The organism is Nocardioides sp. JCM 18999, from assembly GCF_055391175.1.
In genome coordinates, this window is record NZ_AP043887.1 from 3,358,688 (window position 1) to 3,379,091 (window position 20,404).

22 protein-coding genes are annotated in these 20,404 nt (G+C 71.1%); 9 read left to right on the top strand and 13 right to left on the bottom strand.

Going from position 1 to position 20,404, the window contains the following annotated elements:
- Positions 1–48 precede the first annotated feature (48 nt).
- The 5 genes from ACZ5J1_RS16690 to ACZ5J1_RS16710 all read right to left on the bottom strand — a co-directional run bounded on the left by ACZ5J1_RS16690 (position 49) and on the right by ACZ5J1_RS16710 (position 2,794).
- Positions 49–1,482 carry a fatty acid desaturase gene (locus ACZ5J1_RS16690; RefSeq protein ID WP_464560661.1) on the bottom strand — a complete coding sequence of 478 codons (1,434 nt, stop codon included), beginning with the start codon at positions 1,480–1,482 and terminating at the stop codon, positions 49–51.
- Between the two features lie 61 nt (positions 1,483–1,543).
- Positions 1,544–1,696 carry a hypothetical protein gene (locus tag ACZ5J1_RS16695; protein WP_464560662.1) on the bottom strand — a complete coding sequence of 51 codons (153 nt, stop codon included), beginning with the start codon at positions 1,694–1,696 and terminating at the stop codon, positions 1,544–1,546.
- A complete protein-coding gene (locus ACZ5J1_RS16700; RefSeq protein WP_464560663.1) occupies positions 1,687–2,190 on the bottom strand; it encodes a hypothetical protein in 504 nt (167 codons plus the stop codon). The genes ACZ5J1_RS16695 and ACZ5J1_RS16700 overlap by 10 nt, the downstream gene beginning before the upstream one ends.
- Positions 2,187–2,477 (bottom strand): WXG100 family type VII secretion target, encoded by a 291-nt coding sequence (locus tag ACZ5J1_RS16705; protein ID WP_464560664.1) that lies wholly within the window; start codon positions 2,475–2,477, stop codon positions 2,187–2,189. Before ACZ5J1_RS16705 ends, ACZ5J1_RS16700 begins: the two co-directional genes overlap by 4 nt.
- Positions 2,474–2,794, bottom strand: coding sequence for a WXG100 family type VII secretion target (locus tag ACZ5J1_RS16710; protein WP_464560665.1), 321 nt, complete (start codon positions 2,792–2,794; stop codon positions 2,474–2,476). The genes ACZ5J1_RS16705 and ACZ5J1_RS16710 overlap by 4 nt, the downstream gene beginning before the upstream one ends.
- Positions 2,795–2,941: 147 nt before the next feature.
- Here ACZ5J1_RS16710 and ACZ5J1_RS16715 point away from each other — a divergent pair, with 147 nt between their 5' ends.
- The 3 genes from ACZ5J1_RS16715 to ACZ5J1_RS16725 are packed head-to-tail and all read left to right on the top strand — an operon-like array spanning position 2,942 to position 5,543.
- Positions 2,942–4,717, top strand: a complete 1,776-nt coding sequence (locus ACZ5J1_RS16715; RefSeq protein ID WP_464560666.1) for an FtsK/SpoIIIE domain-containing protein — start codon at positions 2,942–2,944, stop codon at positions 4,715–4,717.
- A 9-nt stretch (positions 4,718–4,726) separates the two neighbouring features.
- On the top strand, positions 4,727–5,017 hold the full coding sequence (locus ACZ5J1_RS16720) for a type II toxin-antitoxin system VapB family antitoxin (protein ID WP_464560667.1): 291 nt from the start codon (positions 4,727–4,729) through the stop codon (positions 5,015–5,017).
- A 7-nt stretch (positions 5,018–5,024) separates the two neighbouring features.
- Complete coding sequence (locus ACZ5J1_RS16725; RefSeq protein ID WP_464560668.1) at positions 5,025–5,543, top strand: LytR C-terminal domain-containing protein; 519 nt, start codon at positions 5,025–5,027, stop codon at positions 5,541–5,543.
- Position 5,544: 1 nt separating this feature from the next.
- On the opposite strand, the gene ACZ5J1_RS16730 is transcribed toward ACZ5J1_RS16725, so the two are convergent.
- A complete protein-coding gene (locus ACZ5J1_RS16730; RefSeq protein WP_464560669.1) occupies positions 5,545–7,038 on the bottom strand; it encodes a potassium/proton antiporter in 1,494 nt (497 codons plus the stop codon).
- Positions 7,039–7,116: 78 nt separating this feature from the next.
- Between ACZ5J1_RS16730 and ACZ5J1_RS16735 the strand changes: the two genes are divergently transcribed.
- The 3 genes from ACZ5J1_RS16735 (at position 7,117) to ACZ5J1_RS16745 (ending at position 9,825) form a co-directional block, all read left to right on the top strand.
- Positions 7,117–8,292 carry an aminotransferase class I/II-fold pyridoxal phosphate-dependent enzyme gene (locus ACZ5J1_RS16735; RefSeq protein WP_464560670.1) on the top strand — a complete coding sequence of 392 codons (1,176 nt, stop codon included), beginning with the start codon at positions 7,117–7,119 and terminating at the stop codon, positions 8,290–8,292.
- An 88-nt stretch (positions 8,293–8,380) separates the two neighbouring features.
- Positions 8,381–8,668 carry a hypothetical protein gene (locus tag ACZ5J1_RS16740; RefSeq protein ID WP_464560671.1) on the top strand — a complete coding sequence of 96 codons (288 nt, stop codon included), beginning with the start codon at positions 8,381–8,383 and terminating at the stop codon, positions 8,666–8,668.
- Positions 8,665–9,825: a PGAP1-like alpha/beta domain-containing protein gene (locus ACZ5J1_RS16745; RefSeq protein WP_464560672.1), complete on the top strand. Its 1,161-nt coding sequence runs from the start codon at positions 8,665–8,667 to the stop codon at positions 9,823–9,825. The genes ACZ5J1_RS16740 and ACZ5J1_RS16745 overlap by 4 nt, the downstream gene beginning before the upstream one ends.
- Here the strand turns inward: ACZ5J1_RS16745 and ACZ5J1_RS16750 are convergent.
- Together ACZ5J1_RS16750 and ACZ5J1_RS16755 are read right to left on the bottom strand one after the other, a co-directional pair.
- A complete protein-coding gene (locus ACZ5J1_RS16750) occupies positions 9,806–10,105 on the bottom strand; it encodes a thiamine-binding protein (RefSeq protein ID WP_464560673.1) in 300 nt (99 codons plus the stop codon). The genes ACZ5J1_RS16745 and ACZ5J1_RS16750 overlap by 20 nt on opposite strands.
- Positions 10,106–10,183: 78 nt before the next feature.
- Positions 10,184–10,807: a hypothetical protein gene (locus tag ACZ5J1_RS16755; protein WP_464560674.1), complete on the bottom strand. Its 624-nt coding sequence runs from the start codon at positions 10,805–10,807 to the stop codon at positions 10,184–10,186.
- A 152-nt stretch (positions 10,808–10,959) separates the two neighbouring features.
- Here ACZ5J1_RS16755 and ACZ5J1_RS16760 point away from each other — a divergent pair, with 152 nt between their 5' ends.
- Positions 10,960–11,529 (top strand): hypothetical protein, encoded by a 570-nt coding sequence (locus ACZ5J1_RS16760; protein ID WP_464560675.1) that lies wholly within the window; start codon positions 10,960–10,962, stop codon positions 11,527–11,529.
- Positions 11,530–11,584: 55 nt separating this feature from the next.
- Here the strand turns inward: ACZ5J1_RS16760 and ACZ5J1_RS16765 are convergent, their stop codons facing one another.
- From ACZ5J1_RS16765 to ACZ5J1_RS16775, 3 genes are read right to left on the bottom strand one after another with little or no spacing between them, the layout of a single operon-like run.
- On the bottom strand, positions 11,585–12,391 hold the full coding sequence (locus ACZ5J1_RS16765; RefSeq protein ID WP_464560676.1) for a nucleotidyltransferase domain-containing protein: 807 nt from the start codon (positions 12,389–12,391) through the stop codon (positions 11,585–11,587).
- 21 nt (positions 12,392–12,412) lie between these two features.
- A complete protein-coding gene (locus tag ACZ5J1_RS16770; RefSeq protein WP_464560677.1) occupies positions 12,413–13,795 on the bottom strand; it encodes a VWA domain-containing protein in 1,383 nt (460 codons plus the stop codon).
- A 7-nt stretch (positions 13,796–13,802) separates the two neighbouring features.
- Positions 13,803–14,693 carry an AAA family ATPase gene (locus ACZ5J1_RS16775; protein ID WP_464560678.1) on the bottom strand — a complete coding sequence of 297 codons (891 nt, stop codon included), beginning with the start codon at positions 14,691–14,693 and terminating at the stop codon, positions 13,803–13,805.
- 128 nt (positions 14,694–14,821) lie between these two features.
- Between ACZ5J1_RS16775 and ACZ5J1_RS16780 the strand changes: the two genes are divergently transcribed.
- Both ACZ5J1_RS16780 and ACZ5J1_RS16785 read left to right on the top strand, forming a co-directional pair.
- Entirely contained in the window at positions 14,822–15,460 is a 639-nt protein-coding gene (locus ACZ5J1_RS16780; protein WP_464564811.1) for a response regulator transcription factor, read from the top strand.
- Complete coding sequence (locus tag ACZ5J1_RS16785; RefSeq protein ID WP_464560679.1) at positions 15,457–16,881, top strand: sensor histidine kinase; 1,425 nt, start codon at positions 15,457–15,459, stop codon at positions 16,879–16,881. The genes ACZ5J1_RS16780 and ACZ5J1_RS16785 overlap by 4 nt, the downstream gene beginning before the upstream one ends.
- Before the next feature lie 2 nt (positions 16,882–16,883).
- Here ACZ5J1_RS16785 and zwf read toward each other — a convergent pair whose 3' ends face one another.
- Both zwf and ACZ5J1_RS16795 read right to left on the bottom strand, forming a co-directional pair.
- Complete coding sequence (gene zwf / locus ACZ5J1_RS16790; protein WP_464560680.1) at positions 16,884–18,356, bottom strand: glucose-6-phosphate dehydrogenase; 1,473 nt, start codon at positions 18,354–18,356, stop codon at positions 16,884–16,886.
- A gap of 80 nt (positions 18,357–18,436) precedes the next feature.
- A complete protein-coding gene (locus tag ACZ5J1_RS16795; RefSeq protein ID WP_464560681.1) occupies positions 18,437–20,401 on the bottom strand; it encodes an anthranilate synthase family protein in 1,965 nt (654 codons plus the stop codon).
- Between the last annotated feature and the right edge of the window lie 3 nt (positions 20,402–20,404).

The window sequence follows — 20,404 nt, forward strand, 5'->3', positions numbered from 1 at the left end:
GGGGTCCCTGTCCAGAGCGGAGCGAAGCGAGCATCTGGATGGGGTGATTCATCGGAGTGACTCCGTCAGCGGGATGAAGTCGACCTTCTCGCGCACCCCGCAGTCGGGGCAGCACCAGTCGTCGGGGACGTCACGCCACGCGGTCCCGGCGGCGAACCCCTCGAGCTCGTTGCCCTCGGCGACCTCGTAGACGTAGCCGCAGCCCGGGCAGCGCGCGGCGAGCACGTCATCGGCGAGCTCCTGGCGGGTGACGTCGTCGTGGGCGTCGTCACCGGACTCGAGACCCGGCACCGGATAGCGGTCGAAGAGCTGCGACTCCTTGCCGGGCTGCACGTTGGCCAGCCGCAGGTCGCCGCCGAAGTGGTCGACCACGCGCTGGTCCATCGCCCGCCGGAAGAGCGGCGGGAACAGCGCCAGCACGATCATCCCGGCGTACCCCGTCGGGAGCACCGGGGACTCCTCGTAGTCGCGCAGCGCCTGGTAGCGCCGGGTCGGGTTGGCGTGGTGGTCGCTGTGCCGCTGCAGGTGGTAGAGCAGCACGTTGGTGGCGAGGTTGTTGGAGTTCCAGCTGTGCGACGGCGCGACCCGCTCGTAGCGCTGCCGGTCGCCGGTCCCGACTCGTCGCCGCAGCATCCCGTAGTGCTCCATGTAGTTGACCACCTCGAGCAGCGAGAACCCGAAGACCGCCTGGATCAGCAGGAAGGGCAGGATCCCGACCCCCAGCCACAGGCAGATGCCGGTCCACAGCACCGCCGACATCAGCCAGGCGTTGATCACGTCGTTGCCCAGGTGGAACGGGTGGGTGTCCTTGCGGGCGTACCGGCGCTTCTCCAGGTTCCACGCCGAGCGCAGCGACCCACTGACCGTGCGCGGCCAGAACGCGTAGAAGGTCTCCCCGATCCGCGAGCTGGCCGGGTCCTCCGGGGTGGCGACGCGGACGTGGTGGCCGCGGTTGTGCTCGAGGTAGAAGTGCCCGTAGAAGCTCTGCGCCAGCGCGATCTTGGACAGCCACCGCTCGTGGCTCTCCTTCTTGTGACCGAGCTCGTGGGCGGTGTTGATCCCGATCCCGCCGACGGCCCCGATCGTGATCGCCAACCCGATCTGGTCGACCGTGCTGAGGTCGCCGCGTGCGATCACGGAGAGCGCGAACACGAAGCCGGCGTACTGGATCGGCAGGAACGCGTAGGTGATCCAGCGGTAGTAGCGGTCGTTCTCCAGCGCCTCGATCAGCTCGTCGGGCGGGTTGGTGCCGTCGCGGCCCGCGACCAGGTCGATCAGCGGCACCACGACCAGCACCACGATCGGGCCGGTCCAGTAGAACGCGCCGACCCCGGTCAGCGCCGCGCCACCGATCGCGACGAAGACCAGCGAGGGCACCACCAGGCCGATCAGCCACAGGTAGCGCTTCTTGTCCGTCCACTGCGCGACACTCCCCGCCGGGACCGTGCCGCTCGCCTCGCCACTGAGGTTGTACGTCGCCATGCGACTCAGCCTGCGCCCTCGACCGCCGCACCGTCACCGTCGTTGTGCGCAGACTTGCCGGTCAGCCATTGTGCATCTGCACAACGATCAGGGCGGCGACAACCGCTCCGAGGAGCAGTGGCCGGAGGCCGCTGGTCGATTCGCCCAGCGCCGTGGTGATGCGCCGGACCTCCCACACGGCGACCGCGAGGGCTTCGCGCGCGGTCAGGACCACCACCCCCGCGTGGCCAGCGCCAGGCAGGGGAGCAGTGCCACCAAGGCCAGTGCCTCGACCACCTCACCGAGCAGCGCGCCGAGCCCGGCCCCAGAGCGGTGGGGCGCGACGATGACGGCGGCCGCGCACACGCAGGTCGCCACGGCTGGCGGCGACGGCACCGCGGCGACGACGCTGAGCAACGTCACCAGACCCGCCGCTGCGGTGAGGAGCAGCAGCCGCTCCCGGGCCGACCGGACCGGCCCGCGGGTCGCCCTCCTCCTCAGTGCGGCGGCGACCACCCAGGGACCGATCCGGCTCACCAGCGCCGCAGACGTTGCGACCACCGCGGCCTCCGGCGGACCGCACCGTCCGAGCAGCACCGCGCTCACGATCCCGACCGCAGCGGTGCGGACCAGGATCCGGTGCCAGTGCGGGACCCAGCCGGACTCGGCCGCCACGATCCGGGCGACCTCCTCGGCCGGATCGACGTCGGCCGGGTCGAGCAGGCTCATCCGAACGCACGGGCCCCGGCACGGTCCGCATCCAGGTAGGCCTCCTGGGCCGCGGTCAGACGCACCCCGAGATCGGCCAGCACCCGATGCATCTCGGACTCGGCCAGGCTCCACCGGTCCTGCGCGATCCGCCAGGCCGCCTGGGCCTGCCCGAACCACTCCCCCTCCAGCGGCGCCAGCTCGCGCCGGAGCTGGTCGAGCCGGGCCTCGGTGCTGGCGACGCCGCGCTGGAGGGTGGCGGCCGCCTCGACGAGCACCGCGTGGTCGACCACCAGCGACCCACTCATGCGGCACCCCCCGGCGTGGCCGGCACCGCGAAGGTCGCCGCCTGGGCGGCATCGGTCGCCGCGTTGAGCTGGTCGACCGCGACCAGCTGGTCGTGCAGCCACTGCAGGTCGGCCAGCACCCGGCGCTGCTGGTCGGACCAGGCCAGGAACGCGGCCTGGAAGGCGCGGGCGCCGGCACCGTCCCACTGCGTCGGCGCGAACGAGAGCTGCCCGGTGAGGCGGTGCAGCTCGGCCTCCAGGTCGGTCCGGGCGGCGAGGGTGAGGGCCGCGGCCCGCGCCAGGGCTCCGGCCGTCTGGCCGGTGAGATGTGGCGTCATCGGTGCTTCCTGTCTGCGACCCGAGAGGCCGCGGTCGGGTCGTCGCCCGGGTCCACCATCGCACCCCGTCGCGCCGCACGGGCGGGCTTGTCCACAGGCCCCGCCACCTCTCGGATGCGCGAACGGATGCCGACCTAGCGTCGGCCCGTGCCCGACCTGCCGCTGCCGGAGTCGCGCCGTCCCGACGACGGCGGCTGGGCCACCCTGCTCGCCCAGCTCGCCCCGATGCTGGTCAGCCTGATCGCGCTCGGCGCGATGAGCGCGAGCCTCGGCCACCCCGGTCTGGCGCTGCTGCTGATGGCCGGCACCGGGCTGGCGGCGCTGACCCAGCTCGACGTGCAGCTCCGTCGTCGCCGGCGTGACCTGGACCGTCTCCGCAGCGACTACGCCGCCGCCCTGGCCGACCTCGCACCGGCCGCCGACTGGACGGTGCCGTCGATGCCGGAGGTCGACCCCGTCTGTCGGGTGCTGGCGGCCCGAGCCGTGCTGCGGCTGCGGCACGGAGCCGTCGTACCGCGGGAGGGGCGGTGGACGGATCCGACCTGGCCGACCGCGTCCACGACCGCGTCCGAGCTCGCCCCGCTCGCAGCCGCGCTCGCGCCGGGCGTCACGCTCGACCTGCGTGAGGCGGCGCTGGGCGGGGTCGGACCGCACGGCGTGATCGTCGGCGCGACCGGCGCCGGGAAGTCCGAGCTGCTCCGCACCCTCGTCCTGAGTCTCGCGCTGCGACTCCCGCCGGATCGACTGAGGCTGCTCGGCCTCGACTTCAAGGGCGGGACCGGCCTCGGCGACCTCGAAGGCCTGCCGCACTGCGTCGGCCTGGTCACCAACCTGGAGAGCTCGCCCGGCCTGATCACCCGGGTGTGCCACGCCCTCGACCACGAGGTCGACCACCGGCAACGACTGCTGCGCGACGGATCGGTCCCGGTCCCCCTCGTGATCGTGATCGACGAGTTCAGCGAGCTGCTCACCCAGCATCCGGGGCTGCTCGAGGTGCTGGTCCGGATCGGCCGCCTCGGTCGCTCCCTCGGCCTGCACCTGGTGCTGGCCAGCCAGCGGCTCGACGAGCACCGGCTGCGCGAGCTGGACTCGCACCTGTCCTGGCGGCTCGCGCTGCGCACCTTCACCGAGGCCGACTCCCGGGCGCTGCTGGGGCGACCCGACGCCGCTGCGCTGCCTCGCGACCCCGGTTGGGCGCTGCTGCGCACGGGCCCGGGCAGCCCGCACCGCTTCCGGGTGCAGCCCTTCACCGCGGCCGAGACCACCGCCGCGCTGCGGGCGATCGAGCGCCGCCGAGCGCCGGCAGCCGTCCCGCTCTGGCTGCCACCGCTCACGACACCGCCGGTCCTCGCCGACCTCCTCACCACGGCCGGCGCAGAGCTGCCGATCGGCGTCACCGACGACCCCGTCCAGCGCACCCCCGTCCTGCTGCCGCACGACCTGCGGCACGTCGCGATCATCGGTGGTCCCGGGAGCGGCAAGACCACGCTCCTCGCCACCGTTGGCTGCGCCGCCGCCGCGCGCGGGCACCGGCCGGTCCTCCACCTCGACGCCCGCAGCCCGGACCCCGACCTGGTCGACCGCGCCCGCGCGACCGCTGCGGTGCTGCTGGTCGACGACTGGGGCGTGCTGCGCGCCGAGCACCCGCTGCTCGAGGACGCCCTGGTCCGGGCCGCGGCCGCCGACCAGCGGCTCGCTCTCGTCCTCACCGCCTCCCGCTGGGCCGACGTCCGGCCGGCCCTGCGCGACCTGCTCGGCACCCGGATCGAGCTGCGCCTCCCGGACCCGCTCGACTCGCTGATCGATCGGCGGCTCGCGGGCGACGTACCGGCCGGTCAGCCGGGTCACGGGATCGTCGACCTCGGCCGGGGCGGCGTGCGGTTCCTGGCTGGGCTCTCCCGCCCGGATCCACCGCGTTGTTAGGGTCGAGACGTGATCTTCAAACGCGTCGGCGAGTCTCGCCCCTATCCCGAGCACGGTCTGTCCGCTCGGGAGTGGGCCGCGATCCCTCCGCGCCAGATCCGGCTCGACGAGCTGGTCACCACCAAGGACACGCTCCAGCTGTACACGTTGCTCGACGACGACTCGACCTTCTTCGGCGACCTGTTCGCCCACGTCGTGGAGTGGCGCGGCGAGCTCTACCTCGAGGACGGGCTGCACCGCGCGCTGCGGGCGGCGCTGCAGCAACGCCACGTCCTGCACGCGCGGGTTCACGGAGTCTGACGATGCGATGAACCCGGCGCTGCGCACCACCCTCACGATCGGCGTCCTCCTCGCAGGACTCCTGCTCGCCGCGTCATGGGGTTGGAGCAAGGTGACGGCACCGCTTCCGGGGATCGCCCCGGACGACACCACCGCGCTGTGCACCGAGACCCCGGTCCGGGCGGGCGATCAGGTCACCCCGGCGCAGGTCACGATCAGCGTGCTGAACGCCGGCAAGCGCCAGGGGCTCGCCGGGCGGACGATGGAGGAGTTCACCTCGCAGGGCTTCAACGCCGGCGAGTCCGCGAACGCACCCTCGACCAACCGGGTGACCACCGTCGAGATCTGGACCGACGACCCGGACAGCCCGGCGGTGGCGCTGGTGGCCTCCCGGCTCGGCGCGGTCCGCGTGGTTCAGACAGCGATCGAGCAGGTCGGCGTCGTGGTCGTGGTCGGCGACAAGTTCACCAAGGTCGGCCCGGGCGCCGCGTCGGTGACTGCGTCGACCGACACCACGATCTGCTCGCCGTCGGCCTCGACGACCTGAGTCAGTCCCGCACCCAGCGGGCCAGTCGGCCGTGCCGGCTCACCTGGCGCAACCGTCGTTCGGTGGCCTCGCGCACGTGCCGCGGCGTCACGATCAGCACGTCGTCCCCGGACCGGAGCACGGTCCGCTTCTCCGGTACGACGGCCTCGCCGCCGCGGACGACCAGGGAGACCGAGGCCCCGCGGGGGAGTCGGAGCTCGCCGACCTCGACACCGTGCATCCGCGATCCCGGCGTGATCGCGATCTGGACGAGGTCCGCGTCGAGCCGCTCCAGCGGGGCGACCTCGAGCTCCAGCGCCCGTGGATCGGTCGGACGGGCCACGCCCAGGACCCGGGCGGCCAACGGCAGCGACGGGGCGGTGATCAGGGTGTAGACCACCACCAGCACCAGCACGATGTCGAAGAGCCGCTCCGAGCCCGGCATCCCCTCGGCCAGCGGGATCGTCATCAGCACGACCGGCACCGCGCCGCGCAGACCCGCCCAGGACATGAAGGCCTGCTCGCGCCAGGTGAAGCGTTCGAAGATCGAGCAGACCACCACCGACAGCGGTCGGGCGACCAGGGTCAGGACGAAGCCGGCCACCAGCGCCAGGCCGACGGTCTCGGCGGTGATCCGGCCCGGGGAGGCGAGCAGACCGAGCATCACGAAGAGCCCGATCTGCGCCAGCCAGGCCAGACCCTCGGCGAAGGACCGGGTGGCACCACGGTGGGGGAGCTCCATGTTGCCGAGCAGCAGCGCGGCGACGTACGTGGCGGCGAAGCCGCTGCCGTGCGCGAGCACGCCCAAGCCGTAGGCCAGGAAGGTCAGCGTCAGCACGGCCAGCGGGTAGAGCCCGGAGGAGGGCAGCGCGGCGCGGCGCATCAGCCAGGAACCCACGAACCCGACACCCAGGCCGATCAGGGTGCCGGCGGCGAGCTCGTAGGCGATGATCGCGCCGACGACGAAGGGACCGTGCTCGTGCACGGCCCCGGTCGCGATCAGCGTGACCAGGACGACGGTAGGCGCATCGTTGAGCCCCGACTCGGCCTCGAGCGCACCGGTCAGCCGGCGGGGCAGCGGCACCACCCGCAGCACCGAGAAGACCGCGGCGGCGTCGGTCGGTGCGGTCACCGCGCCGAGCAGCACGGCCAGGGGCCAGGCCAGGCCGAGCAGGAAGTGCCCGGTCAGTGCGACCACGCCGATCGAGATCCCGACCCCGACGATCGCCAGCGTGGTGCCCAGGCGCATCACCGGACGGATCTCGCGCCACGAGGTGGTCAGACCACCCTCGGCCAGGATGATCGCCAGCGCCATGAAGCCGAGCGCCTGCGCCGCGGCGGCGTCCTCGAAATGGATCCCCAGCCCGGACTCGCCGAGGACCACACCCATCAGCAGGTAGACGAGCAGCGTCGGCATCCCGGTGCGGGAGGAGACCCGGACGGCGAGGATCGCGGCGAGGGTGACGGCGGCGCCGATCAGCACGAACATGTCGAGCTGGTGGGCGTCGAACGTCATGTCACCTCTTCGCTGGGATTTCGCTGGGGTGGCGGGGTCCTAGGTTATCGGGGCTCTAGCCTGGGCAGCGTGGATCTCATGTCGAGGTGGAGCGCGGCGCAGCGCGCGAACGTGCCCCCGTTCCATGTGATGGACATGATCGAGGCGGCCTCGCAGCGAGCCGCGACCGGTGCGCCGGTGTTCGCCTTCCACAGCGGCCAGCCCTCCACCGGTGCGCCCGCCCCCGTCCGGGCCGAGGCGCACCGACTGCTCGACGCCGACCCGCTCGGCTACACCCCGGCCGTCGGGGTGGCCGAGCTCCGCGCCGCGATCGCGACGCACTACGGCTCCTGGTACGACCTCGCCGTCGACCCCGACGAGGTCGTGGTGACCACGGGTGCGTCCGGTGGGTTCCTGCTGGCCTTCCTGGCCGCCTTCGAACCCGGCGACGTGGTCGCGATGGCCCGCCCGACCTACCCCTACTACCGCAACGTGCTGACCGCGTTGGGCTGCACCGTGGTCGAGATCGAGACCGGCCCTTCGAGTCGGTTCCAGCCGACCGTCGAGCAGGTCGCGGCGATCCCGAACCTGCGCGGGCTGCTGCTCGCCTCGGCCGCCAACCCGACCGGCACGATGCTGCTCCCCGACGAGGTCTCCGCCCTGACGTCGTGGTGCGACGAGCACGGTGTGCAGCTGATCAGCGACGAGATCTACCACGGTCTCGAGTACGGCCCCGTCGATGGTGGTGGGCCCGCGATGGCGCGGTCGAGCTGGTCCACGTCGCGCCGCCCGGTGGTCTTCGGCTCGTTCTCGAAGTACTTCTCCATGACCGGCTGGCGGCTCGGCTGGATGCTGGCGCCCGCGCACCTGCGTCGCGCCGTCGAGGTGCTGACCGGCAACTTCACCATCTGTCCGCCCGCACTGGCCCAGCGCGCGGCCGTCGCGGCGTTCACCCCCGAGGCGACCGCCGAGCTGGACGGGCACGTGGCGACGTACGCCGGGAACCGGCTGGTGATGCTGGACCGGCTGCGCGCGATGGGGATCGACCGGCTGGCTCCGGCCGACGGCGCGTTCTACGTGTGGGCCGACGTCGGGCACCTCACCGACGACTCGATGGCCTGGTCGCACCGGCTGCTCGCCGAGACCGGCGTTGCGGTGGCGCCCGGGATCGACTTCGACACCGCGGAGGGGCACCGGTTCGTGCGGCTCTCGTTCGCCGGGGACCGCGGCGTGATCGAGTCCGGGATGGACGCGCTGGATTCCTGGATCCGCTGAGCCTCCCCAGGCCGGGGCAGCGGCTGTCCCGTCCACCGGTGGGGATCGTGGTGCTACCGGGTCGGTGGGTTCCGATGAGGCTGCGCCCATGGGCGCATCCAGCTGGGACGAACGCGCGCACGACCTGCGCGCAGCCGCCGCCGGCTGTCGCGACGATGCGGCCGAGCTCACCCGGCTGGCGGCGGCTCTGTCGTGGAGCGGACTGAGCGCCGACGCGTTCCGTGCCGCGGTCGACCTGCAGGTGCACGCGCTGCGCCTGGCGGCCCACGAGCTCGAGGCCGCCGCTGACGTCGTCGGTGCGCACGGACGGGCCGTGCAGACGGCCGAGTCGGCGCTGACCTTCGTCGGCTCCGTGGTCGATGCGGTGCTGCCGTGACCAGGGCGACCGTGATCCGGGCGGTCGACATCGGCCCCACCCCCGGCGTGACGGCGATGCGGGACGAGGTGCTGGCCGTAGCGGGGCGGATCGACGAGGTGGCGCTGCGGTCACGACGTCGAAGCGAACGAGCCGCGTCGATCCTGGCGGTCGTCACCCTGACGGCGCCGCTCGCTCCGGTCACCGCCGCGGCGGCCCAAGCCACCCTCGGGGCCGTCCTGGTCGGACCGGGCGGACTGCTCAGCACCTCCCGATCGCTGGAGCTCACCGCCGACGCGGCCCGCTCCGCGATCGGGCTGCTGTCCGCGACCGACGAGGCGATGGCGTTCAGCGGTCCCGTCGAGACCGTGCTCGGGCTGGCTGCGCGGGCCGTGCTCGCCGGCACCTCGATCGGTGTCGGGGCGCGGGGTCTGGTCGACGCCTACGCCGGCGAGGAGGGCGCAGCACGGATCGCTGCCGGTGCCGCGCTTGGCGAGGCGCCGCCCCTCTCGCTGCCCGGCCTCCTCGACCGGCTGAGCCGGGTGAACCAGCTGCCGGCGGGGTCGATCGAGGTGCTCACCCTGACCTCCCCGACCGGTGGGCGCCGCCACGTGGTGACGCTGCCGGGGACGGACGGGTTCGACCGCGACCTGGCCCGCAGCTTCGCGGGGGACGCGGCGATCCGGACCGGTCAGGTGACGACGTACGAGCGCGGGATCGTGGCGGCGATGCGCGCCTCCGGGGTGCGGCCGGGCGAGCCGGTGCTCCTGGTCGGGCACAGCATGGGCGGAATGGTCGCCGCCGAGATCGCCCGGCGGCCGGCCGGCTTCCGGATCACCCAGGTCGTCACCGCTGGCTCACCGATCGGGGACCGTCCCCTTCCGTCGGGTGTGCGGCTGCTGGCGATGGAGCACGCCACCGACCCGGTCCCCCGCCTCGACGCCGCCCGTCTCCCCGACGTCGCGGGGCATCGGGTGACGGTCACTTTCAGCGATCTCGGCGCGGGCCCGCGCAACCCGCACGACCTGACGCACTACCGGCACGGCGCCACGCTGGCCGCCGGATCCTCGGACCCGCTCGTGCGCGACGCGGTGAGCGAGGTCGAGAAGTTCCTCGACGAACCTCCCGGGACCCAGGCCAGCAGCCGGGTCTGGCAGATCAGTCGAGCAGGCGGGTGACCCGGTTCACCTTGGCGGTCAGCTGACCCGTGTAGCCGGGCCGGATGTCGGCCTTCATCACGAGGCTCGCTCGCGGCGAGACCGCCAGGACGGCGTCGGTGGCGCGCTTGACCACGTCCATCACCTCGTCCCACTCGCCCTCGATCGTGGTGAACATCGAGGTCAGCTCCCACGGCAGCCCGGACTCCTTGACCACCTGGACGGCGGCAGCGACCGCAGCGGCGACCGAACCGTCCTCATCGGCGGATCCACTGGGAGCGACGGAGAAGGCGAGAAGCATGCGGCCAACCTAAGCCCCCAGCGTTAAGTGCTGGTCAAAGGGTTCGCGAGGGCCACCGGCGGGGTGGTTGACCAGCACTTATCGACGAGGCCCGGGGCCGCCGACGTTGACGAACTCGTCGGCGCCGAGCCCCATCCGCCTCATCTTGTCGGCCGTGAAGACCACGATGATCTCGTCGCTCAAGGAGGACGACTTCTCCGGATCATCCTCGCCGGGCATCGCAGCCACGAACCACACGGGATCGAACCCGCCCGCGAAGTCGATGCGCATCGCGTCCGGCACGACGGTGACCTCCACCGGTCCGTCGACCCACCGGCCCCACCACCGGCGCCGACTCGATCTCCCCTCGAAGCGATGCCAGGCGAACGAGACCGCCGAGATCGGGACACCGAGGCGGTCCCGCCAAGAGGGCTCGCCCCCCACCGCCCAGTTCTCACGGTCGTGGGGCGTCTGGGGATCCGGTAGCGGCTCGTGGAACACCTCGACCCCGTAGCTGTCGAACGTGCTCGTCCAGGTGATCGAGGCAGGGCCGCTGTCGAGCATCAGCTCGGCCCCCATGACGGCGTGGTGCCAGTCGCCGAAATCCCAGACTCTCGGATCCGACTCTTCGGGGAGATCGGAGTAGCGCACCCCGACGATGCGACTCCCGACGAGCGCGGACGCCTTGCGCTCGAACGCAGCGCGAGGGTGCTCAGCTGTCATCGCGGCCACCTCGCGCGGCGGAGTCGGTGAGCAGCATGTCCCGGACAGTAACTGGTCCTGAACCCTGGTCCGGGAGCTCCCGATCGGCCGGTTCAAGACCAGTTAGTTGCGAACCGAGGGAACCCGGAGGTGGGATCATCCGTCGTATGGGCATGAGGTGGGCAGCGATCGTCGGCGGTGGATTGCTGGCGACCGCCCTCAGTGTCGGACCGGCGAGTGCCTCCTGCGTCGCTCCCTACATCGACGACCAGCCCCCGGGAGGCGACTTCGGTGCGGCACCACCGACGGTGGCGCCCGGCGGGCGGATCACCGTCTACGGGCACTTCTACACCGAGACCTGCAACGACACCGGCGGCGACGAGCCTCTGGCCCCGATGAGTCCCGTGCACGTCACGGTGGTCCTCCCCGGCGGCGAGGTGCTGGAGGTCGGCACCTTCGAACCCAGCGGTCAGTCGATGGGCTTCTCGACCATCATCGAGATCCCCGCCGGGACACCGGCCGGCACCGCCACGGTCGACGACGGGCTCGACTTTGATCCTGACTACACCTTCGGCGTCGATCCGGCCGGAGTCAGCGACGCCACGATCGAGCCGACGGCCGCTGAAGAGGCCCCCGAGGAGGACGGCGGCACCGACTGGCTGGCATTCGGAGTGACGACACTGCTGGCGATGGTGGCGTCCGCCATGGTGGTCCTCAGGCGAGCCGCCGCACGAACCCCGTAGGCCGCTCCAGGTTGCGGCGCGCCCCAACCTCGGTCAATCCTCAGTCACCCACCGGCTAGCTGCTCGGAGAACCCCACCGGTCGAGCAGGTCGATGAACCCCTCCATCGCCCGCTCCCGGATCCCGGTCGGCGGTGCCTGGTGGGTGTCGTCGACCGCGTCGAAGGTCGTCTCGATCCACGCTGACACAGCCGGCGGGACCGTGGCGGTGCCCAGCTCCCGGGTGATCGCCTTGGCCTCACGCAGGGCGGTGATCTCGGCGAGCACGTCGTCCGGGACGGGAGTCTCCGCGAGGAGCTCGTCCAGGTTCATCGGCGGAACGCCGTCGTGGGCATCCATCCAGTGCAGGGTGACGGCAGGCCGGATCGCGTAGAACATCCGCTTGAGCTTGACCGTGCCCCCGCCCGCGTCCGCGTTCGCCCACTGCCCACGACCGACGTGGAGGTAGTGCCGTCGGATGCGGCCCACGTCGGCGACCGAGGCCACGAGATCTATCAGCTGATCACGGAAAGCCTCCTCACCGAGATAGACGGTCGGCGACCGGAGCCACTCCCCGACGGTGGCGTTGCCCTCGACCGCGAGCCGCACCGCCTTGCCGAGATCCCATCCGTTCACGTCCAGCAGGCCGACGAGCGGTGTTTCGATCACATCCCGGTCGGGCCACAGGTCGAGATAGGAGCGCTTGGGGCGGACGTAGAAGAAGCGGCAGTCGTAGTCGCTGTCGAGCGAGGCGAAGCCCCAGGCCCTGCTTCCGCTCTCGATCGCCCACGGGATGCTGACCCCGTGGTCGTCCTGGATCGCGGCGAGTCGGCCGTCGATCTCGGCGACGACGGCGGGGTCGAAGTCGTCAGGTATGGCTCGCACGGGGCAGACGCTACCGAGCGCTCACGCCAGCCGTTGCACGAATTCCGTGAGCTGCTCCAGGTTGCGGCACTCCACCATCGGCACCACCGAGCCGTACGGCGTCGCGGCGGAATCGCCGACGTCCCACTGCATCTCGACCTCGGGGTTGAGCCACCACGAGTGCCGCGCGCGCCCAGCCAGGTCCTTGAGCACGTCGAGCTTCAGGTCGGCGTAGTTGGAGCGCGCATCGCCGAGGATCAGCAGCGAGCTCTTCGGGCCGACGGCGTCGGGGAAGTTCTCGGCGAACCGCTGGAACGCCCGGCCGTAGTTGGTGCGCCCCATCGTCGCGGCGTGCTGTGCGGCGGCGGTGAGCTCGTTCATCGTGTCGACCAGATCGGCACCGGGCTGCATCGTCGCGGTCACCTCGACGATGTCGTCGACGAACATGAACGCGCGCACCTTGGTGAACTGCTCGCGCAGCGCGATCACCAGCAGCAGCGTGAAGGTCGCGAAGTGCGACACCGAGCCGGAGACGTCGCAGAGCACCACCAGCTCGTTGCGGTGCGGTCGCTTCGGCTTGTGCCGCGTCTCCACGGGCACGCCGCCGTACGACATCGATTCGCGCATCGTGCGGCGGATGTCGAGCGGCCCGCGACGCTTGGCGTGCTGGGACTGGCTCATCCGGGTCGCGAGCTTGCGGGCCAGCGGGTACAGCTGGCGGCGCAGCTCCTCGACGTCGGCCTTGCGGGCGTGCAGGAAGTTCAGCTTCTCGATGGTGGGCCGGATGGTGACCTTCGCGATCTGGTCGGGCCCCTTCTCCTCCGCGATCCGACGGCGGGCGTCGGCCTCGACCTGGGACTGGAACTCCCGCACCCGACGGCGGGCGGTCTCCTCGGCCTGGTCGGTGGGCCAGCCCTGCTCCATCAGCGCCGCGGTCAGGCGCTTCTCGATCTCACCGGGGTCGAGCCGCCTCAACGCCGTGTACGACGACCAGCTGCTCATCCCGGGTCCACGGCCCGGCATCGCACCGAACTGACCGACCGCTTCCGAGGCCAGCTGCCGACCCTGCTCGGTCGACGCGGCTGCAAGTGCCTCGACGAGCTCCTCGCGGAAGGCGGCCATCAAAGCCTCGGGATCGAAGTCCTCGGGCTCGCCGTCACCCTCGCCCGCCGACGTACCCCGCTCGCGCGGTGCGCCGGCCCCGACCATCCGGGGGAAGTAGAGCTCGAAGAGGTCCTCGAAGGTCGGTCGCTGGCTGGCCCGCTTGACCAGGGTGGCGGCGTAGACGTCGTGCACCGCGGAGCGTTCTCCCCAGCCGACGATGCCGAGGGCCGCGACCGCGTCGAGGTCCTCGGACAACGAGACCGGCATCCCCGCAGCCCGCAGGGCTTCGAGGAAGGCGATGTGCCGGTCGAGCAGACTCATCGAGCAGTCAGTTCCACTGGGTGAGCTTGCGGTCCGGCTTGCCCAGCTTGAGCTCGCGGGCCGCGCGGGTGAGGTCCGAGCTGTGCTTGAGCACCACCCCGAGGGTGTCGTCGATGACCTTGTCGTCCAGGTTGCCGATCTGCAGCGCGATCAGGGTCCGCGCCCAGTCGATCGACTCGGCGATGCTCGGCGCCTTCTTGAGCTCGAGCTCCCGCAGCCGCGCGATCACCTGGACCAGCTGCGTGACGACGATGTCCGACAGGCCGGGGACACGGGCGGTGATGATCGCCTTCTCCCGCTCGGCGTCCGGGTAGTCGATGTGCAGGTAGAGGCAGCGCCGCTTGACCGCCTCGGACAGCTCCCGGCTGGCGTTGGAGGTGAGGAACACGAAGGGACGCTTGACCGCGGTGATCGTGCCCAGCTCGGGGATGGTGACCTGGAAGTCGCTCAGCACCTCGAGCAGCAGGCCCTCCACCTCGACGTCGGTCTTGTCGACCTCGTCGATCAGCAGGACGGTCGGCTCCTCGCGCCGGATCGCCGTCAGCAGCGGGCGGGTGAGGAGGAACTCCTCGCTGAAGATGTCGTCGTGCGTCTCCGACCAGGCCTGGTCCGAGCTGGCGGCCTGGATCCGGAGCAGCTGCTTCTTGTAGTTCCACTCGTACAGTGCGCGGGCCTCGTCCAGGCCCTCGTAGCACTGGAGCCGGACCAGGTCGGCGCCCGTGGAGGCGGCCACGGCCTTGGCCAGCTCGGTCTTGCCGACCCCGGCCGGTCCCTCGACCAGGATGGGCTTCTGCAGCGCACCGGCGAGGAAGACCGTCAACGCGATCGCGTCGTCGGTGAGGTAGCCCGCCTCGCCCAGGCGGCTGGCAGCGTCGGCGGGCGAGTCGAACCACGTCATGACACTCATCCTTTCACTGGTCGACTTTCAGCGCAGACTCAGACGCGCGTGGCACGCTAGCGAGCGTGACTGGTGAACCGAAGCCCCGCGCGCTCGTCGTCGACGACGACAAGGCTGTCCGTGAGTCCATGCGGCGCTCGCTGGAGTTCAACGGCTACGAGGTCGCACTCGCCGAGGACGGCGCCGAAGCACTCGCCGTGATCGGTGCCGCGCACCCCGACGTCGTCGTGATGGACGTGATGATGCCGCGGCTCAACGGCCTGGAGGCGACCCGCGCCCTGCGGGCGGCCGGCAACGACGTGCCGATCATCGTGCTGACCGCGCTGGACGCGGTCGGGGACCGGGTCGACGGCCTCGACGCCGGCGCCGACGACTACCTGACCAAGCCGTTCGCGCTGCCCGAGCTGCTCGCCCGGCTGCGCGCCCTGCTGCGTCGCGCCGTCCCCCTCGAGGACCCGGACTCCGAGGAGATCCTCGAGTTCGCCGACCTCACCATGAACACCACCACCCGCGAGGTGACCCGCGCCGGACGGGCGATCGAGCTCACCCGCACCGAGTTCACCCTGCTCGAGATGTTCCTGCGTCGCCCCCGCCGGGTGCTCGACCGCAGCTTCATCCTCGAGGAGGTCTGGGGCTACGACTTCCCGACCACCGCCAACTCGCTCGAGGTCTACGTCGGCTACCTGCGCCGCAAGACCGAGGCCGAGGGTGAGACCCGCCTGATCCACACCGTGCGCGGCGTCGGCTACGTGCTGAAGGAATCGTGAGCTCCGACCCCGAGGCCCGCAACCAGGGTGCTGACGACCGCTGGCACTACCGACACTCCCTGGCCAGCCGGGTCACCGTCCTGACCACCGGCGCGGTGGCGCTGGTCGTGGCGGCCCTGTCCGTCTCCTTGTACGTCGTCCTGCACATGCAGCTCAACAGCAACCTCGACGCCTCGCTGGAGAAACGGGCGCACTCGGCAGCTGCCTCACCCGCACTCCAGGAGCTCACCGGCGGCCGGGTGACGATCCCGATCGCCGCGCTCGGTGCCGCCGACGTCCGGATCGGCTTCGTCACCTACGGCCGGGTGTACTTCCCCGACCGCACCGTGAAGCCCGTCCCCGACCTGGGGCAGCCCGAGCAGGACGTCGCCGACGGCAACTCCCCCATGGCGATCCGCACCCTGATGGCCGGCGGTGAGGCCTACCGCGTCGTCACCGTCCCGACCGTCATCCCCGGACAGGCGCTGGTGCTGGCCCAGTCGCTGGAGACCCAGGACCGGATGCTGCACCGCCTCCGGATCGTGATGATCTTCTGCGGCTTCCTGGGGATCGCGATCGCCGGCATCCTCGGCTGGCTGGTCGCCGCCAACGGTCTGCGCCCGGTCCGACGCCTCACCAGCCAGGTCGAGGAGATCACCCGGACCGAGGACCTCACCCCACTGCCCGTCGACGGGGTCGACGAGGTCGCCCGACTGGCGGCCGCGTTCAACGGCCTGCTGATCGCGCTGGCCGCCTCCCGGGACCGTCAGCGGCAGCTGATCGTCGACGCCGGCCACGAGCTGCGCACCCCGCTGACCTCGATGCGGACCAACATCGACCTGCTCACCCAGGCCGACCTCGAGCTCGACCCGGTGCAGCGTGAAGAGCTGCTGGGCGACGTACGGGCTCAGATGGAGGAGCTCACCACGCTGATCGGTGACCTGGTCGCGCTGGCGCGCGAGGAGGAGGCGCCGACGACCGAGGTCGGTCCGGTCGACCTCGTCGACGTGGTCGACCACGCCGTCGCCCGGGTCCGGCTGCGGGCACCGTCGGTGCTCTTCGACGTCCGCGCCGAGCCGTGGTGGGTGGTCGGTGACGCCTCCGGACTGGAGCGCGCGATCACCAACCTGCTCGACAACGCCGCGAAGTTCAGTCCCGCCGAGGGCACCGTCACCGTCACGCTCGTGGGCGGCACCCTGACCGTGGACGACCAGGGTCCGGGGATCGCCCCGGACGACCTGCCGCACGTCTTCGACCGGTTCTACCGATCGGCCGAGTCACGGGCGATGCCCGGCTCCGGCCTCGGTCTCTCGATCGTCCAGCAGACCGCGGACCGCCACGGTGGCGCGGTCACCGCAGGGAGCAACCCGCGTGGCGGCGCCCGGATGACCCTGGTGCTGCCTGGATCCTCCGCGCCCGTCCCGGCCGGCGCACCGGCCTGAGCTCAGCGCCGCGAGGTGCCCTTCTCACGCCAGCCCCGCTCGAACGGGAGGCGCCAGGTGTGCGGGGCGATCAGCTGGTGGATCGCGTTCGGCCCCCAGGAGCCGGGCGGGTAGAGCCGCACCGGCGGCGGGTTGTCGATCAGCGGCTGGCTGACCTCCCACAGCGTCTCGATGCCCTCGGCGGTGGTGAACAGCGTGTGGTCGCCGCGCATCGCGTCGAAGATCAGCCGCTCGTAGGCCTCGAGCACGCCGGACGACGACGAGGTGTCCTCGGTGGCGAACTGCATCGAGAGCTTCTCCAGCTTCATCCCGGTGCCGGGACGCTTGCCGTAGAACGACAGCGAGAGCTTCGACTGGTCGGCCAGGTCGAACGTCAGGTGGTCCGGTCCCTGCGTTCCGGCGTTGGATCCCGCCGGGAACATCGTCAGCGGGGGCTCCTTGAACGCGATCGAGATGATCCGCGCGCCCTCGGCCAGCTTCTTGCCGGTGCGCAGGAAGAACGGGACACCGCTCCAGCGCCAGTTGTCGATGATGACCTTGAGCGCCACGAACGTCTCCGTGTCGGAGTCGTCGGCGACCTCTTCCTTGCCGCGGTAGCCGGAGTACTGCCCGCGGACGACGTTCTCCATCGGGTTGATCGGCTGCATCGAGCGGAAGACCTTGTTCTTCTCGTCCGAGATCGGTCCCGGCGCGAGCGAGGTCGGCGGCTCCATCGCGACGAACGCGAGGATCTGCATCAGGTGGGTGACGACCATGTCGCGGTACGCGCCGGTCGACTCGTAGAACGCCGTACGCCCCTCCAGGCCGAGCGTCTCGGGGACGTCGATCTGGATGTGGTCGATGAAGTTGCGGTTCCAGATCGGCTCGAACAGACCGTTGGCGAACCGAAAGGCGAGGATGTTCTGCGCCGCCTCCTTGCCCAGGAAGTGGTCGATCCGGAAGATCTGGTCCTCGTCGAAGACCTCGTGCACCGCGGCGTTGAGCGTCTTGGCGCTGGCCAGGTCGGTGCCGAACGGCTTCTCCATGATGATCCGGGCCTTCTCGACGAGGCCGGCCTCTTCGAGCTCCTTGATCACGACGAGCGCCGCCTTGGGCGGGACCGAGAAGTAGTGCAGCAGCCGGACCTCGGAGGCACCGGCGGAGGAGGCGAGGATGGCGCGCTTCTCCTCGACCAGCGCCTTGAGCGCGTGCGCGCCCTGCGAGGTCGGGATGAAGGAGAGCATCTGCTCGAAGTGGGACCACCGCTCCTCGGTGATCTCACCCTTGCCGAACTCCTCGCAGGCCTGGCGGGCGAGCTTGGCGAACTCCTCGGAGTCGATCTCGTCGAGCGAGGTGCCGATGATCATGGCGCTGCGCAGCAGTCCGGCCTCGTGCAGGCGCAGCAGACCGGGAAGCAGCTTGCGCCGCGCGAGGTCGCCGGTGGCTCCGAAGAGCACGATCACGTGCGGTGCGACTGTTTCATCGGGCTGAGCCATGGGTTCCACGTTAATGGATCGTTCCAGAGAGCGTCAGCCCCGGGCGTCGAAACGTCGAGGAAACATCGCCCGGGAACGAATCAACGCACGAGAACGGTGCGGACCAGGTCGTGCAGCACGTCGAAACCACGCTCGGTCAGGATCGACTCGGCGTGGAACTGGATGCCCTCGAAGTGCGGCCCGTGGATCGCGTGGATGTCGCCGCTGACCGGGTCGGTGTCCACCGTGACGCCGTCGGGCAGGCCCGACTCCGGCACCCGACCGACGAAGGTGTTGTAGAACCCGACCCGCTCGGTCCGGGTCCGCCCGCCCAGCGTCAGCGGCACCGCGGCCTGGGTGCCCTGGAAGATGATGTCCTTCATCGCCAACGGCAGCCCGAGCTGGTGGCACAGCGCCTGATGTCCCAGGCAGACACTGAGGAACGGGCGCTCGTTCTCGAGCAGGTAGGCGACCGCGGCGCGCAGCTGACCCATCTTGGGATCGGCGTCGTCGCGCGGGTCACCGGGGCCGGGGCCGACGATGACCAGGTCCGCACCGTCGAACGCTGCCGGGGTGTAGTCCTCGTGCCGCACCACCGACGACGTCATCCCGAGCACGCCGAGGATGTGCCGGATCATCTTGACGAAGTCGTCCTCGCCGTCGAGGACGACGACGTGCTGGCCGGCCAGCTGCGGGTCCGGGCCGACGAGGTCGGCGTCGGTGTCGTCACCCTGGTCGTTGAGCCAGAACGACGACAGCCGACGGTTGCGGCGACTCAGCTCGATCAGCACGTCCTCGTCGGCGACGACCTCGGCGACCCCGAGCCCCGACACGGCCGGGGCGGGCGGCACCAGGCCGAAGGCGCCCAGGATCCCGGCCGCCTTCGCGTGCGTCTCGGCGACCTCGTACGACGGCACCGAGTCGCGCACCAGCGTGGCGCCGGCCGAGACCTTGAGCCGGCCGTCGACGGACACGTCGGCGGTGCGCAGCAGGATCGGGCTGTCCAGCACCGGCTGCCCGGCGCTGTCGCGACCGAAGAGCGCCAGGGCAGCCGAGTAGTAGCCGCGGCCCTCGGGCTCGTACTCCTTGATCAGCCGGCAGGCGTTCTCGACGGGTGACCCGGTCACGGTGGCGGCGTACATGGTGTCGCGCAGCACCTGGCGCGGGTCGGCGGTCGACTTCCCGGCGAGCAGGTACTCGGTGTGGATCAGTCGTGACATCGGCTTGAGGAACGGGCCGAGCACCTGGCCGCCCTCGTTGCAGATCTCGCACATCATCTTCAGCTCTTCGTCCACGACCATGTAGAGCTCGTAGATCTCCTTCTCGTCCCGCAGGAACTCGAGGAGCTGGGGCTTGAGCTCGGCCGCGGCCTCCTCGGCCGTGGTCGCGGCGACCTCCCGGGGCAGTCGGAAGGTGCCGGAGATCGGGTTCATCCGGACGTCGCCGCCGAACATCGAGACGTGGCGTTCGGGGGTGGCGCCGATCAGGTAACGGTCGCCGGTGAAGAAGCAGAACGTCCAGTAGGCGCCGCGCTCGCGCTCGAGCAGGCGGCGGAAGACGGTGAGCGCCTTGTCGGTGTCCCAGTCGGCGACGACGGCGCGGAAATGGCGACCGATCACCAGATTGGCGCCCTCGCCCAGGCCGATCTCCTCGCGGATGACCTGCTCGACGACGGCCTCGTAGTCGGCGTCGGAGGTCTCGAAGCCGCCGCGGTCGGAGAACTCGAAGTCGGTGTCGGGCAGCACCGCCAGCACGTCGGCGACGGAGAGCTCGAACTCGGCCTCGATGTCGACCACGACCAGCGGGGTGCCGTCGTCGTGGGCCGCGAAGCCGCGCTCGGTGACCTGCCGGAACGGCACCGCGACCAGCCGATCGGCGACGTGGCCGTCGGTCGGGATGCCCGTCTCGAGCGGGATGTCCATGATCGAGGCGACCTCGGAGCGGCTGCCGCCGAGAGCGCCGATGGACTCGCGATCACCGACCCGGGTGGAGCGACGGATGAGCGCCCACGCCTCGTGCGCCTGGATCGCCTCGAGAGCGTCGCGAGCAGCATCAGGCGCAGTCATGGG